Genomic DNA, 13,948 nt, shown 5'->3' with positions numbered 1-13,948 from the left:
TCTACATCTTGTTTATCATTTTTTCCAAAAGCTCTTTATGCCTTTCTTCTTCTTTTATAATTAACGCTAAAGTATCCTTTGTACCTGGAGAGCCAATATGGGCTTTTACCGCATTATAAAACCGTATTGAATTATTTTCAATTAAAAGCCCGAGCTCAAATGCCTTTTTTGGTTCAGTTATAATCTGATTTAATTCTTTTATGCTTGCATACGGCTGGAATATGCCGTAATCAACACTGGTCAGAAGGTCATTCTCATCGGAATTATCTTCGTGCCCCTGCCTGAAGCTAAACAAGGCTTCTTCAAATATTTTTAAATGCTTGGCCTCTTCGCCGACCAGAAAATTTAAAGAACTATCTATATCTTCGGAGAAGCCTTTTTCTAATAACTTTTTGTAGAAATCTTTGCCATCCTGCTCTATCTTTAAGGCGATTTTGTAGGCTTCAGGTTCACTAAAATCAGTAATTATAAGCTTGCCATTTCTTTCCTGGAGATGCATATCTATCCCTTATATTTTCTCAAACATATCTTTGCCTACCCCGCATTCCGGGCAGACCCAAGAATCAGGCAGGTCCTGAAATTTTGTCCCGGCAGGTTGCCCGTTATCAGGGTCGCCTTTTGCCGGATCATAAATATAGCCGCAAACCGTACACTTATATCTATCCATGATGGGCCTCCTTTTTGATTAAACATTCGAATTGAATATTTGTATGGCTTATATGAAATTTTTCCTTCACCAAATTATTAATATGCTTAAGTAATTCATTGGCCTGGCTGATACTACAATCTTCAATAACCACATGAGCCGTAAGGGCATACATAGAAGATGAAATTGTCCAGGCATGTACATGGTGGACTTCATAGACTCCCTTTATCTCCGATTTTAAAGCAGCGATTACCGCGTCTATATCCAAATGCTTGGGAGCCGATTCTAAGAGAATATTGCCCGAATCGATAAGCAGCTTAACCGCCCAGATTATGATTAAAAGACATATAAATAAAGAAAGAATGGGATCGACTATATAATTACCGGTGTAAAAAATAATGATGCCCGCAGCTACTACCGCGACACTCGAAATCATATCCCCTATTTCATGGAGCAAGGCGCTTCTTATGTTAAGATCATGATTGCTGACTTTTGCCAACAAGAAAGTACTGGTCCCGTTGATTGCCAGACCTATAACGGCGACCAGAAGCATTTCAGATATTTTTATTGGTTCGGGAGAAATAAACCTTAGGATGGCTTCGTAAATAAGATAAAACGATATCAGGATCAAGACTATGCCGTTTATAAATGCAGCTAAGACCTCTGCCCTGTAATAGCCATAAGTACGTTTTTTAGTAGCCGGCCGGCCGGATAAAAGCAGAGCGAAATAACTCATCCCCAAAGCAAACATATGGGTAAGCATATGCCCGGCATCGGAAATAAGGGCAAGGCTATTGGACATGAAACCACCGATAATTTCAATGACCATGCCCAGTCCGGTAAATGCTATCGCCAGCCTCAGGCGGGATATCTTTACAATCCGGTTATGATGTGTATGTTCTAAACTCATAATCTTAAAACTTGACCAGCTTGCTGAAATTTACGCCAAAATTGTAGCAGTCTTTTAAAGCCTTGTTATCAGGTACATATTGGATTGATAAAGAAGGTTGGTTTATATTCAGGCCTGTCTCTTTTATAACTCCTTCAATCTCTTTTACCGCGCCTCCTGCCCAGCCATAAGAACCAAAAACTGAAACCAGCCTGTTCTTAGGCTTCAGGCCCTTTACGAATTCCATGAATCCCGCCATTGTCGGGAGCATATCATTATCATGCGTGGAAGAACCAAACAAATAGCCCCGGCTCTCCATCATTTCTTTTGTCATCTCCGTCCTGTCAGAGACTGCAACATCGAAAATCTTGACCTTAACACCTGAATCCATAAGCCCCTGCGATATGGCCCTTGCCATTTTCTCAGTTGAGCCCCACATAGTCTCATAGATGATTACAACCTTGGGCTCTGATTCATTTTTAGACCATTTTTTATAAGCATTTATTATTTTGGCTGGGTCCCTACGCCATACTATCCCGTGGCTAGGAGCAATTGTCTTAATCGGGATATCCATTTTCTCAATCTCCTCTATTTTCTTGGAGATTATTGCACTCAACGGCCAAAGAATATTTGAGTAATATTTTACAGCTTCATCCATAAGTTCGCATTGGTCAACCTGATCATCAAATCTTTGGCTGGTTGCATAGTGCTGTCCGAATGCATCGTTAGGCATAAGCAGGGCGTCCTGCCGGCAATATGTAAACATGCTATCCGGCCAATGGATCATGGGGGCCTCGATAAAAGACAGTGTTTTTTCTCCCAGCTTAAGGATATCCCCGGTTTTTACGACATTAAAATTCCAATTTTCATAATAATGCTTATATAATCCTTCTTTACATTTCTGGGAGCAAAATATTCTTGCGTTAGGACAAATCTTAATCACCTCGGGTAATGCCCCCGTATGGTCAGCTTCAAGGTGATTTACAATAATGTAGTCTATTTTCTCAGGCGAAACAATCTCGCTTATGTTATTAATCAGTTCCCCTGAAAATGAACCTAAGACCCCGTCTACAAGGGTAACTTTATCATCGATTATAAGATAAGAATTATAAGTCGTGCCCCTGCTTGTTGAATAAGTGTGCCCGTGAAAAGAACGCATATTCCAATCAAGCACCCCTACCGAATAAATATTCTTTGCTATCTCTGTCTTCATATTACACCTCCGCCTATCCTGTCCCATTATAACAGCGGGCTGATAATAGTCAAAGGGTATAGCATATTAGTTCATAGTTCATAGTTCATAGTTCATAGTTCGTGGTTCATGGAAGGTTATTTAAAAACACTATTTATTTAATACGGCTAACTAACCGCCTGGGATAAATTTACTATACCGCCACTACTTCTTTAATCTCAGGGATTTCCTTTTTTAACAGCCTCTCAACCCCCATTTTTAAAGTCATCTGGCTCATGGGACAGCTTCCGCATGCACCTTTAAGCCTGACCTTAACGACATTTTCCGGCGTAACCTCAACCAACTCCACATCCCCTCCGTCAGCCTGAAGCATAGGCCGGATTTTTGTCAAAACATCTAAAACTTTTTCTTTCATAGATTACTCCTTTTTAAGTTAACGTAAGTATCGTTGGCTAACCTTTTGCCTGTTTCCGTCAGAAATACCCTATCGATAATCCGGATCAGTTTTTGCCTGTCTTTAATATCATACTCGTCTTTTAAATTTACCAGCCAATCAGCATCATATAAGACTTTAAAATTCTCAGTATTAACTATGCCCGGGGAATGATGATGTGCAATAATCTGGCAAATTTCATCAATATCGCTTTTTTTGACCCCCAATTTATTAAGTATGGCCTCTGCGATTGCAGGCCCTTCTATCTCCTGGTAATGCCCCGAGGTTGAGCCGTATTTCTCCTGAGCCCGCTTAATCCCTATATCATGCAATAGGCTAGCGGGTATAACGATATGCCAATCTGCTTTATGTTCCTTGAGGATCATTTCAGCAAATCCCATAACATTCCTTGCGTGCCTTATCCTCTTTGTATCATCTCCGAAATAACGCTCCATCTCTTCGACTATCCCCTGTTTTAAGGATGCTGCCTTGCCCTGAATATAATTTTTATAAACTTTATCTCCGACGCAGAAACGGGCTTCTTTACACCAGTCAAGGCATGTGTTTCCGGAAAATTTGCGTAATACAATATTTCCGCAAGACGGGCATTTAGCCTTGGCTTCATCGCTCCAGATCTCAATTTCAGCATTACACCTGGAACACTTTAGGTCTTCGGGCTTTGGCTGCTTGAACGGCCCTGAACCAGGACACCCAAGCATCATCTTAGCCTCTCTCCGCTTATACTTATGACAGCTTCTTTAAAAGGTATTGCTTTACCTGATTTCTCTATCGCCGATTGTATTATATTAACCAAACCAAAACAGCAAGGCACTTCCATATGGGCATAAGTAACTGATTTTATATCGTTATTGGCAAAAACCTGTTCCAGTTTATTCTGATATATTGAAACATCGTCAAGTTTGGGGCAGCCCACGAGCAAAGTTTTGCCTTTCAAAAGGTCGCGATGAAAATCAGCATAAGCAAAAGGAACGCAATCGGCAGCTATCAGAAGATCGCAATTATTCAAATAAGGCGCATAGCTGGGCACAAGCATAAGCTGCACCGGCCACTGGCCAAGTTCAGACTCCTGCTTTGCCGCAGAGCTTACATCGTGTTCTGTTTTTTTCTTTTTGCGCAAATCCATCATCCTTGAGCCAGGACAACCAGATGGCCCGTGGCCAGCGGGGCCGCATTTCTTATCTACAGGGATATTGATGTTGTGTTCCTTCAAGAAAGCCAAAGCCTGGTTATAATAATTTACCTCGCCATGAGCTTTTAAATGATGGAGGTGGGCTTTTATTACATTCGGGCCTTGCTTTACGATATTTTCCATCACTTTATCCTCGTCGTAGGCCTGGGCTTCCCTCTCCTCTATAGTTATAGCTCCCTCGGGGCAATGGCCGATACATGCGCCTAAACCGTCACAAAACAAATCGCTTATGAGGCGCGCCTTACCATCAATTATCTGTATAGCGCCCTCAGGGCAATTCGGTATGCACAGGCCGCACCCAGTACATTTATTTTCATCAATTTTTATTATTTTCCTTTTCTGCATAGTTTCCCCCGTATTTTATTTAGCCGCCAGCATAGCTTCTATATCTTTTTCCGGAGTACTGATGGGCTTAATATCGAATTTCTCAACCAGCACCTTTAAAACAGCAGGAGAAATGAAAGCTGGCAGGTTCGGTCCCAGCCTTATATTTTTTACTCCAAGATATAACAAAGCTAAAAGCACGCATACTGCCTTTTGTTCATACCATGCTATATCAAACGAAACCGGCAGTTCATTTATATCTTTAACTTTGAATACCTTTGCCAGCTCCTGGGCGATCACAACCAGAGAATAGGAATCATTGCACTGGCCGGCGTCTATAACTCTGGGTATTCCCCCTATATCTCCGAGATCCAGCATATTATATCTGTATTTGGCGCATCCTGCGGTCAATATCACCGCATCTTCCGGAAGTTGCCTTGCTACCTCACTGAAATAATTCCTCTCCTTGTGCCTTCCGTCACAACCAGCCATTACCACAAATCTCTTTATACTCCCTGATTTAACAGCATCTACTATCTTTGCTGCGACTTTGATAGCAGATACGTGGGCAAAACCGATTGTAATATATTTACCTGGGGTTTCTTCAAGGCCACCCAGGGCAAGCGCCTTCTCAATTACAGCAGAAAAATCTTTTTGAGCGCTGCCTACCCTGTCCTTAATATGCTGGACTTGCGGCCATGCGACTAAGCCTGTGGTAAACATCCTGTCTCTGTAAGAATCTTTTGGCCTCTGGAGGCAATTGGTAGTCATTACTATAGCCCCGTTAAATGCCTCGAATTCTTTTTGCTGGTTATACCAGGAAGTACCGTAATTACCTACAAGATTGCTATACTTCTTTAATTTCGGATATGCATTTGCAGGCAACATCTCACCATGAGTATAAACATTTATACCGGTTCCTTGCGTCTGTTTAAGTATCTCTTCCAAATCCAACAGATCATGTCCGCTAACAAGTATCGCCGGGCCTTCTTTAGTGCCGGTAAATACCTGGGTTATTTCAGGATTACCATAGGCAGACGTATTAGCGTTATCTAAAAGTGCCATTGTTTTAACTGCATATTCACCGGCTTTCATAACTAAGCCGACTAGCTCCTGGGCCCCTAAGGTATTATCAAGCGTAGCAGCAAGCCCCTCTTCGACAAAAGCCAGTATATCGTTATCTTCTTTACCTAATATATATGCATGGTCTGCATATGCAGCTATCCCTTTAAGCCCGTAAACTAATAATTCTCTTAATGAACGTATATCTTCATTGGCCTCAGATAATATACTTACGCTTATTGCCTTTGTGTAAAGGCTGTCTACGCTGCCATCCCAATGCCAGATACAAGCATCCGGGAGCTTCCCTTCAAAGCCTTTGTTTGCGTTCTTAGCTTTATATGCCCCGAAAAACATATTCTTTATATCATCCCTGTAATAGAACGCTTTTTTTATCAATTCAATCATTCTATCTTGGTCAAAATTAACGTTTGTGACAGTCGAAAACAGCGATTCAATTACAAATAAGTCTACCTCTGCATTGTTTACGCCTAATTCCCTTGCCTTATTTGCATATACAGATATACCTTTAGCAAGATAAATAAGAAGGTCCTGTAAATTAGCTACTACATGGGTTTTCCCGCAGATGCCTTCGATTGTGCATCCTTTGCCGTTTACAGTCTCCTCACATTGATAGCAAAACATTTTATTACTCATTTCTTAACTCCTTTTCTAGATTAATGACTTTACAGTTATAGAACTTAGCTCCTTAGCAACAATCTTTTCAATACCATCGATCTTACGCCTTAGAGAACAGGCGCCCTTATTAGGGCATATTCTTTTTTTCAGTATGCACTCATTTAATTTAAGAGAATTCTGAAATATCTTTATTAAATCGGTAATTAATATCTTATCTGGAGGTTTTGCCAAAGAGAATCCGCCTCCTTTACCTTTAAAAGAATACAAAATACCCTTTTTGTGCAGTATCTGCAGGATCTTCCTCAAAAATGGCCTGGGGACATCAAGCTCCCTGACTAATTCCGGAACAGGAACAACTTTATTATCCATTCTTGCTATAAAACAAAGCGCCCTTACCGCATAATCCGTATCTCTGGTTAATAATTTCATATTTTCCTTTTTATTTATCAGGGGTTAAATGGGCAGCACTCAGATTGATCCCGAGTGTCATCCGGCAGGCAAATGCGAGCCGGGCGATTTAACGTCATACCCAGGACAAAATACTACAACCTTCTTTGCAGTGAGCTACCGGCCGAAGCATATACCTGATAGTTATATCCATATTACCTCCTTTCTCGTTAAATGATACCATAATGGTATCATTTGTCAAGAAAAAAATTTATCTTTTTTACGGTCCTATTTTGTTTTTAAATAGGCTATGCTTTAACAAATATACTATTTGATTATATCTGCGGTTAATTCCAATTCAAACTGAGGAGTTAAAGGGTCGTTACTGTTTATAAAAATATATCTTATGAGCTTGCCCCTGCTTACGCTCGGATGTGTCAAATCAAATATTATCATCAAATCTGCAGAGCTTCCCGGCTCAATGGTTACACCTAAGTCTACTGCTGAACCCCCCACTCCAAAATAGGGAGTGACTGAATCTCTTGATTTAAGCGCAACACTTACGCAAGGACATGATGTCTTTATGTTTGAGATTCTTAAAGCAGCATTGCCTTCATTGACCAGCTTGTAGCTGCTTTTATAAAGTTTATTTTTCTTTTTACTGATAGCCCCTAAATTAACTGTCCCATTTTCGACAGCTATCTTGGGGGACATACCTTTCATTTCTTTAATCAGCCTTTTTTCAACCTGTTGTTTTATTTGAGGGTCAGTAATTATCTTCAACGAGAAACGTTTAGCTAACCTATAAAAAATCTCTTCTGGCCTAAATCCATCCGCAATAAGCTTGTCTGCATATGGTTTTATTTCATTAGCCTCAGCGCAAGTGCACTTTTCAAAAGATACAGCGCAATTACAACACTTTAATTTTGAATAGATCTCCTTTTTAAGCCCAGACTGATCTTTAGCAAAAGAAATGACAGTAACAACTAATAGCATAATAATGCTTAGAAGTATGGATTTATTTAACAAACTGATTCTCTTAGCCATATAACTGTGTTTTTAGTGTTGGTGTCCCTTATGGGTGTCTGAATCCGGCTTTGTAACTTTGTTCTCTTCTTTGAGAGCTGCTTTTTCCTCTTCCTCTATCTTTTTAATATATTTTTCCGGGTCTTTTTTGAATTCTTCAACGCAAGAAGCGCAACAAAAATTGTAAATCTTACCCTTGTATTCATATGTTGCTTTGAATTCTTCAATTATCTTCTCCCCGCTTACAGGGCAAATCTTATTTCCCACATTCTCGGCCTTACTTTGTTCTGCTTGCTCCATCATATTCTTATGCATATCTGCGTGCTCGTGCATTTGTGCAAATACCAAAGAAACCGATGCAAAAACTACAGCTAAACTTAGAAAATAAATCCTTGCCATATACATCTTACCTCCTTTTTAAGGTTTAGATAGTAAAGGTTTTGCTTTCGCTATCTTTCTTTCTTCGCGCCATGAATATAAAACCGGAACTATAAACCAGGTAACCATCTCAAAAACCATCCCGCCTATGGAAGGTATAGCCATGGGCTGCATAACTTCCGCGCCTGTTCCTTTTAAGAACATAATCGGTAGAAGCGCAACAATAGTAGTCATAGTTGTGAGAAACGCCGGCCTGATCCTACCTAAACCTGCATGGACAGTCGCCTCAACAACGTCCTGCCTGTTTTTTATCTTATCTTTCCTCTCTCCAAATACGTCGTCAAGATACGTTGTAATCAATACTCCATCGTCAACAGCGATCCCGAATAGTGCGATAAAACCTACCCATACAGCAACTGAAAAATTAAATCCTGAAAATGCCAAAAGCCATATCCCACCGGCCAATGTCACAGGAACAGCCGTAAAAATAAATACCGACTTTATTATGGAACGGAAATTCATATAAATCAGCATAAAGTTTATTAACAGGCTGACCGGTAAAAGCACGGCTATCTTTTTCTTGGCCCGGACTTGATTTTCAAATTGGCCTGACCATTGAATAAAATACCCTGCAGGCAATTTTACTTTTTCAGATACGATTTTAGACGCATCTTCGACAAATGTAACCATATCTTTGCCGCGGACATTCATCAAGACATAGGCGCGCAAAAGCCCGTTCTCCGAATTAATCATTGCCGGACCGGTAACAAAATATATATCAACCAGCTGGCTGATCGGGATTTGAGCACCATCTTTTGTTGATACCAGGACCCTTCTTAAGGCATCTATATTATCTCTCAGCTCCCTGGCATAGCGTACGCGAACAGGGTAACGCTCCCTACCTTCAACAGTAGTAGTGAGATTTTCACCGCCTATGGCCATCTCTATAACATCCTGAACTTCGCGTATGGATATGCCATAACGGGCTAATTGCTCTCTTTTGATTTTAAACTCTATATAGGGCTTACCTACAATCTTTTCTGAATATAAATCTACGGCTCCAGGTACAGCCCTGAGGACTTTCTCTATCTCTGTTGCAATCTCCTCAATTTTTTTGAGGTCAGGCCCAAAAACCTTTACACCTACAGAGGTCCTGATACCCGTAGCTAACATATCAATACGGTTAACAATAGGCTGTGTCCAGATATTCGATACCCCGGGGATTTGTAAGGCAGCATCCATCTGGCGGATAAGTTTTTCCTTTGTCATACCCTTACGCCAATCTTTTTTCGGCTTTAGAGTAATTATGGTCTCAAACATTTCAACCGGAGCAGGGTCAGTCGCAGATTCTGCCCGGCCGACCTTGCCTACTACCAATTCTACCTCCGGGAATGATTTTATTATCTTGTCCTGTATCTGGATTACGCGGATTGCTTCGGTCAAGGATACTGAAGGATGCATTACCGGCATGAACAGGATCGAACCCTCATCAAATGGAGGCATGAACTCACGCCCTATGCGAGGTGAAAACCAGAACCAGCCCAGGCTTATAACCACGACTAAAACAGAGGCGATTACTGATTTTGTCTTCTTAGGCAGAATAAATACCAGTAACGCTACAACAATAAGCAGGAAAACAGCCAAAGAAGTAATATCTTTTGGCAATATAAAAGGTATGCTGGTTATAAGTAAAACTGCCGGTATGAGTAAGAAAGTAACCCTGTGATTCAAACACCAACGCAAGACTTTCTCATAGTTCCTCTGTAGTATCTTCACCAATATGTTTTCCTCCGGGGCCCGCAATCTTCCTTTTAGAAGATACATGCAAAGGACCGGAGTCAAGGTAAGTGCAACTGTAACAGAGGCCAAAAGGGTAAAAGTCTTAGTATATGCAAGTGGTTTAAAGAGTTTTCCTTCCTGGGCTTCGAGTGCAAATACAGCAAGGAATGATACTACCGTAGTAAGTATTGCCGTGATAACCGCAGAACCTACCTCTGAAGATGCCTTAAATACTACATCCAGCCTGGACTTTACCCCTTTCTTAATATCATCGCTATATTCGATTAAACGCCGGTAAATATTTTCGGTCATAACAATACCCATATCTACCAGTGTTCCTATCGCAATCGCAATACCGGATAAAGATGTAATATTAGAATCTACTTTTAAATAGTACATCGCAATAAATGCTATCAAAACCGAGAACGGCAAAGTAATGCTAATGATTACGCCTGCCCAGATATGAGCCAGGAACGGCACGACTACTGCCATGGTAATAATAATTTCCAAGATGAGGGCTTCGCGAAGAGTCCCTATAGTGCGATGGATCAGGTCTGTCCGGTCGTAAAAGGGAACTATTTTTACTCCTTCGGGTAAACCTTTCTGCAGTTCCTTTATGGCTTCTTTTACACGATGGATAACCTGCATTGCGTTTTCCCCGTAACGCATAATGACCACGCCACCGACTGCCTCTTGGCCATCTTTATCCAGCGCTCCTCTTCGGAATTCAGGCCCAAGCTGAACATTGGCAATATTCTTGATATAAATAGGCACGCCATTTATTTCGCCTACCGCAATGTTCTCGATGTCCTCCAGGGATTTTATAAACCCTAAACCGCGGATAATATATTCCATAGCATTATTTTCAACGACCTTAGCTCCTACATCTATATTCGATTTTTTAACCGCTTCCATTATCTGGCCTAAATGAATGTTGTAAGCCAGCATCTTGTTAGGGTCGATATCGATCTGGTACTGCTTAACGAACCCTCCGATAGAAGCAACTTCAGATACACCCTGAACTGAATTAAGCTGATAGCGGATAAACCAATCCTGAATGCTCCTCAACTGGTCAATACCGTAGCCTTTACCCTCAACGGTATACCAGAAAATCTGCCCCAAACCTGTGGCATCAGGACCTAAAACAGGCATAACGCCCATTGGCAGGCGGCTGGAGGCAAGATTTAATTTCTCTAAAACTCGGGAGCGGGCCCAATAGTAATCTATATTGTCATTAAAAATAAGGTATACTTCAGAAAAGCCAAAAGCGCTTGATGCGCGTATGGTCTTTACTCCGGGGATACCGCGTAGGGATACGGAAAGCGGATACGTAACCTGATCTTCTACATCTTTTGCAGAACGGCCGGGCCATTCGGTATATATTATTACCTGTTTCTCGCCGATATCCGGTATCGCATCAACCGGTATATTAGTAATTGCCCATAAACCCCAAAAAAACACTGCCGAATAGGCAACAAAAACCACAAACGGGGTCTTTAAACAATAATTTATTATTTTATTTATCATATCTTGCCTTTCAATGGCGATGTTGCGTTTTTACCTCTCCTGCAACACCCTCAACCTGATCCTGCTTTATCTCTGTTGATGCTCCCCACAAGGCAGACATTCCTCCGGTAAGCTGGCTTTGCGAGTCAATCAAGAAATTTCCGGTTGTCACCACAATATCATTCTCATTAAGCCCGGACAACACCGGATAAAATTTACGTTCTTTACCGTCAATTAATGCAATTGCTTCTGACTCTGTCTGTACCTCTTGAGGCCTGAATTGCCCTTTGCCTAATTCAACATACACAATTTTTCTTACGCCTGTATCCAATACCGCTTCCCTTGGAACAGCAAGCCTCTGGCCTAAGTCAACATGGATAAAAGCATCGGCATACATATTGGGTTTCAGTTTTGCTTCCGGATTATCCACCTGCACACGGGCACGAACGCTTCGCGTATTCGTATCTAAGACAGGATCAATTGCGACTATCTTGCCATTAAACTCTTCTGCCGGATAAGCAATTGCTTTCAATACAACATGATCCCCTTGTTTTACTGAACCTAAATCATGCTCATAAATAGTCAAGTATGCCCAAGTATAAGAGCTCTGGCCTTTTGACATCAAAAGAACACTATCGGGCTCTTCTTCATTTCTTAGTTCTTCAATTTGCGAATCTGATAAACCCATGAGCTTAAGCTTGGAAGTAGCGGCAAGCACCAGGGCTTCTAGCCTATCTCTGATTTCGGAAGAGCTACTCAGGCTTACGGCATCTTTAGTCTTATTGGCCTGTATAAATTCTGCCTGGGCCTGATAGAGTTCCGGGTCAAAAGCGATTTTGGCAACCGCAGGTATCATGCGCATCAAACCAACCGATACAATAGGTTCTGTCACAACACCAATAAGCTCAGCCTGGCTTTCCTTTATTTTAATGACCGGGCCTTCTCCGGATGTTTCTACGGCTTTTGTATCGCTTTCAATAACCTCAGATAAAACCATACCGCAGATAGGGCATTTACCAGGCTTATCAGATACAACTTGAGGATGCATCGGGCAGCGATATATTTTCATAGGCGCTGGTTCCTGACCCTTGCCTTTTTTAGAAGAAGTTCCGTCGGTATGGCCTTGGTGCTGGGCAAAAGAATAAGCCGGGGAACCTATCTGGTATGCAGTAACAAAAATCAACGATAAAATAATAACTAGCATCTTTCTATTCATTTTATTTCTCCTCTTGTAGCTGAATGCCTACAGTTCTTTCTAAGTCCGCTAGATTCATATTATATTCAACCAGCGCTCTATAATAGTCCATTTTTGTTTCAATAAGCATTCTCTGGCTATCCAAAAGCATCATAAAATCACCTTTGCCTGAATTAAAAGCCGCCAGCGAAGATTCAATGGAGGCTTCCAGCATCGGGATCAAGCTTGTTTTATTCAATGTGATTTTGTTCTTGGAGACCTCTATCTTCGCAGCCAGGTCTTTTACTTCGCTGAATGCCTTATTCTGCATTGCCTTATATGCGGCTTCTGCCTCTTCTAAATTGGCAATGGCCTCCTTAATCTCATAACGCTGTTTCGTCCAAAACCATAGTGGCACATTAAAAGCCAGCATCAAATCCCACGGCCCGAGCATCCCGGAAGTGATCCCCCGCTGGACAATACTTGCCATAAAATCAGGGAAAAAACTTCTTTTGGCTAATGATTTAGAATATTTGTTTTTCTCTATAGAATAAGAAAAGATAACCAGCTCTGGCTGGTTAAGAAGAGTAGCCTGGTATAAAGCCCTGACATCCTTATCAAATAAGACATCTTCTTTTAAATCAGGGTCTCCTAATGGCATTTCAGGGTCTCTATTTAAAAGGGAATTAATTAATGTCTGTTTGGCAGATTTTTCCTGGTCTAAATTTTTAATATTGGTACTAAGACGGGCTATTTCAGAATTTATTTTATACACCTCTTCTTGAGGGATGCCTCCAACCGTATAACCTGCCTCGGCGACATTGGCGATATTTTGCAATAACCTGAGGCTCTGGCGGCTTAATTCTATTTCTTTTTGCTTCATGAATAGATCGTAATATGCATTTTTGAGAAGGTTTATGATTTCTAATTCCTTATTCTTATATTCGGCAGCAAACATCTGAGATTCAACCATGGCAATCTTGCCTTTCAAAGTTAATTTACCGAAAAAAGGGAAGAATTGCTGCAGTGAAAGCATCCTGTCATCTGCCATGACTTTGTTCAACTTCAACGTTCCGCGCGGAATCTTCTCAAAAGCTATACCAATAGTCGGGTCCTGTAAAGACTTTGCCTGAGGCACCCGGGCCAAAGCAGCCTCCCAGCGCTTTTTGGCAGCCAGAATACCAGGGTTATTCTCCCTTGCTTCTTCGATAAGCGGCCCCAGGGACAATATCCCCTGTGCAAAAACCGGATGGTTAAGAATAAATATGCTAAGCAATATTATAATCAATAACTTCTTCAACATAAT

General features: G+C 41.2%; 14 protein-coding genes. All 14 read right to left on the bottom strand.

Annotated elements, in window-relative coordinates; all coding sequences use genetic code 11:
• Nucleotide 1: 1 nt before the first annotated feature.
• The gene (locus C4533_00895; GenBank protein ID RJP29581.1) at nucleotides 2-499 is read right to left on the bottom strand and encodes a hypothetical protein; all 498 of its coding nucleotides are present in this window, start codon (nucleotides 497-499) and stop codon (nucleotides 2-4) included.
• Between the two features lie 9 nt (nucleotides 500-508).
• Nucleotides 509-667: a rubredoxin gene (locus C4533_00890; protein ID RJP29580.1), complete on the bottom strand. Its 159-nt coding sequence runs from the start codon at nucleotides 665-667 to the stop codon at nucleotides 509-511.
• On the bottom strand, nucleotides 660-1,556 hold the full coding sequence (locus C4533_00885; GenBank protein ID RJP29579.1) for a cation transporter: 897 nt from the start codon (nucleotides 1,554-1,556) through the stop codon (nucleotides 660-662). Before C4533_00885 ends, C4533_00890 begins: the two co-directional genes overlap by 8 nt.
• 4 nt (nucleotides 1,557-1,560) lie before the next feature.
• Nucleotides 1,561-2,748 carry an MBL fold metallo-hydrolase gene (locus tag C4533_00880; protein RJP29578.1) on the bottom strand — a complete coding sequence of 396 codons (1,188 nt, stop codon included), beginning with the start codon at nucleotides 2,746-2,748 and terminating at the stop codon, nucleotides 1,561-1,563.
• 172 nt (nucleotides 2,749-2,920) lie between these two features.
• Nucleotides 2,921-3,142: a NifU family protein gene (locus tag C4533_00875; GenBank protein RJP29577.1), complete on the bottom strand. Its 222-nt coding sequence runs from the start codon at nucleotides 3,140-3,142 to the stop codon at nucleotides 2,921-2,923.
• On the bottom strand, nucleotides 3,139-3,882 hold the full coding sequence (locus tag C4533_00870; GenBank protein RJP29576.1) for an HD domain-containing protein: 744 nt from the start codon (nucleotides 3,880-3,882) through the stop codon (nucleotides 3,139-3,141). Before C4533_00870 ends, C4533_00875 begins: the two co-directional genes overlap by 4 nt.
• The gene (locus C4533_00865; protein RJP29575.1) at nucleotides 3,879-4,715 is read right to left on the bottom strand and encodes a 4Fe-4S dicluster domain-containing protein; all 837 of its coding nucleotides are present in this window, start codon (nucleotides 4,713-4,715) and stop codon (nucleotides 3,879-3,881) included. The genes C4533_00870 and C4533_00865 overlap by 4 nt, the downstream gene beginning before the upstream one ends.
• Nucleotides 4,716-4,730: 15 nt before the next feature.
• The gene (locus tag C4533_00860) at nucleotides 4,731-6,398 is read right to left on the bottom strand and encodes a hydroxylamine reductase (GenBank protein RJP29841.1); all 1,668 of its coding nucleotides are present in this window, start codon (nucleotides 6,396-6,398) and stop codon (nucleotides 4,731-4,733) included.
• A gap of 27 nt (nucleotides 6,399-6,425) precedes the next feature.
• On the bottom strand, nucleotides 6,426-6,821 hold the full coding sequence (locus C4533_00855; protein ID RJP29574.1) for an Rrf2 family transcriptional regulator: 396 nt from the start codon (nucleotides 6,819-6,821) through the stop codon (nucleotides 6,426-6,428).
• A 285-nt stretch (nucleotides 6,822-7,106) separates the two neighbouring features.
• Nucleotides 7,107-7,826, bottom strand: a complete 720-nt coding sequence (locus C4533_00850; GenBank protein ID RJP29573.1) for a DUF1573 domain-containing protein — start codon at nucleotides 7,824-7,826, stop codon at nucleotides 7,107-7,109.
• A 12-nt stretch (nucleotides 7,827-7,838) separates the two neighbouring features.
• On the bottom strand, nucleotides 7,839-8,138 hold the full coding sequence (locus C4533_00845) for a YHS domain-containing protein (protein ID RJP29840.1): 300 nt from the start codon (nucleotides 8,136-8,138) through the stop codon (nucleotides 7,839-7,841).
• An 84-nt stretch (nucleotides 8,139-8,222) separates the two neighbouring features.
• Nucleotides 8,223-11,489, bottom strand: a complete 3,267-nt coding sequence (locus C4533_00840) for an efflux RND transporter permease subunit (protein ID RJP29572.1) — start codon at nucleotides 11,487-11,489, stop codon at nucleotides 8,223-8,225.
• Between the two features lie 10 nt (nucleotides 11,490-11,499).
• A complete protein-coding gene (locus C4533_00835; GenBank protein RJP29571.1) occupies nucleotides 11,500-12,684 on the bottom strand; it encodes an HlyD family efflux transporter periplasmic adaptor subunit in 1,185 nt (394 codons plus the stop codon).
• 1 nt (nucleotide 12,685) lies between these two features.
• On the bottom strand, nucleotides 12,686-13,945 hold the full coding sequence (locus C4533_00830) for a TolC family protein (protein ID RJP29570.1): 1,260 nt from the start codon (nucleotides 13,943-13,945) through the stop codon (nucleotides 12,686-12,688).
• Nucleotides 13,946-13,948: the final 3 nt, after the last annotated feature.

It is taken from the genome of Candidatus Omnitrophota bacterium (assembly GCA_003598025.1).
In the GTDB taxonomy this organism is placed as follows: Bacteria; Omnitrophota; Gorgyraeia; order Gygaellales; family Profunditerraquicolaceae; genus Profunditerraquicola.
The sequence above is the reverse complement of the archived record's forward strand: the minus strand, read 5'-3'. Positions and strand labels throughout refer to the sequence as shown.

What these genes read in the sequence shown, in the direction of transcription:
- C4533_00830 (RJP29570.1), bottom strand. Translation starts at nt 13,945, where the DNA reads ATGTTGAAGAAGTTATTGATTATAATATTGCTTAGCATATTTATTCTT.
- C4533_00885 (RJP29579.1), bottom strand. Translation starts at nt 1,556, where the DNA reads ATGAGTTTAGAACATACACATCATAACCGGATTGTAAAGATATCCCGC.
- C4533_00855 (RJP29574.1), bottom strand. Translation starts at nt 6,821, where the DNA reads ATGAAATTATTAACCAGAGATACGGATTATGCGGTAAGGGCGCTTTGT.
- C4533_00865 (RJP29575.1), bottom strand. Translation starts at nt 4,715, where the DNA reads ATGCAGAAAAGGAAAATAATAAAAATTGATGAAAATAAATGTACTGGG.
- C4533_00895 (RJP29581.1), bottom strand. Translation starts at nt 499, where the DNA reads ATGCATCTCCAGGAAAGAAATGGCAAGCTTATAATTACTGATTTTAGT.
- C4533_00840 (RJP29572.1), bottom strand. Translation starts at nt 11,489, where the DNA reads ATGATAAATAAAATAATAAATTATTGTTTAAAGACCCCGTTTGTGGTT.
- C4533_00850 (RJP29573.1), bottom strand. Translation starts at nt 7,826, where the DNA reads ATGGCTAAGAGAATCAGTTTGTTAAATAAATCCATACTTCTAAGCATT.
- C4533_00890 (RJP29580.1), bottom strand. Translation starts at nt 667, where the DNA reads ATGGATAGATATAAGTGTACGGTTTGCGGCTATATTTATGATCCGGCA.
- C4533_00875 (RJP29577.1), bottom strand. Translation starts at nt 3,142, where the DNA reads ATGAAAGAAAAAGTTTTAGATGTTTTGACAAAAATCCGGCCTATGCTT.
- C4533_00845 (RJP29840.1), bottom strand. Translation starts at nt 8,138, where the DNA reads ATGCACGAGCACGCAGATATGCATAAGAATATGATGGAGCAAGCAGAA.
- C4533_00835 (RJP29571.1), bottom strand. Translation starts at nt 12,684, where the DNA reads ATGAATAGAAAGATGCTAGTTATTATTTTATCGTTGATTTTTGTTACT.
- C4533_00880 (RJP29578.1), bottom strand. Translation starts at nt 2,748, where the DNA reads ATGAAGACAGAGATAGCAAAGAATATTTATTCGGTAGGGGTGCTTGAT.
- C4533_00870 (RJP29576.1), bottom strand. Translation starts at nt 3,882, where the DNA reads ATGATGCTTGGGTGTCCTGGTTCAGGGCCGTTCAAGCAGCCAAAGCCC.
- C4533_00860 (RJP29841.1), bottom strand. Translation starts at nt 6,398, where the DNA reads ATGTTTTGCTATCAATGTGAGGAGACTGTAAACGGCAAAGGATGCACA.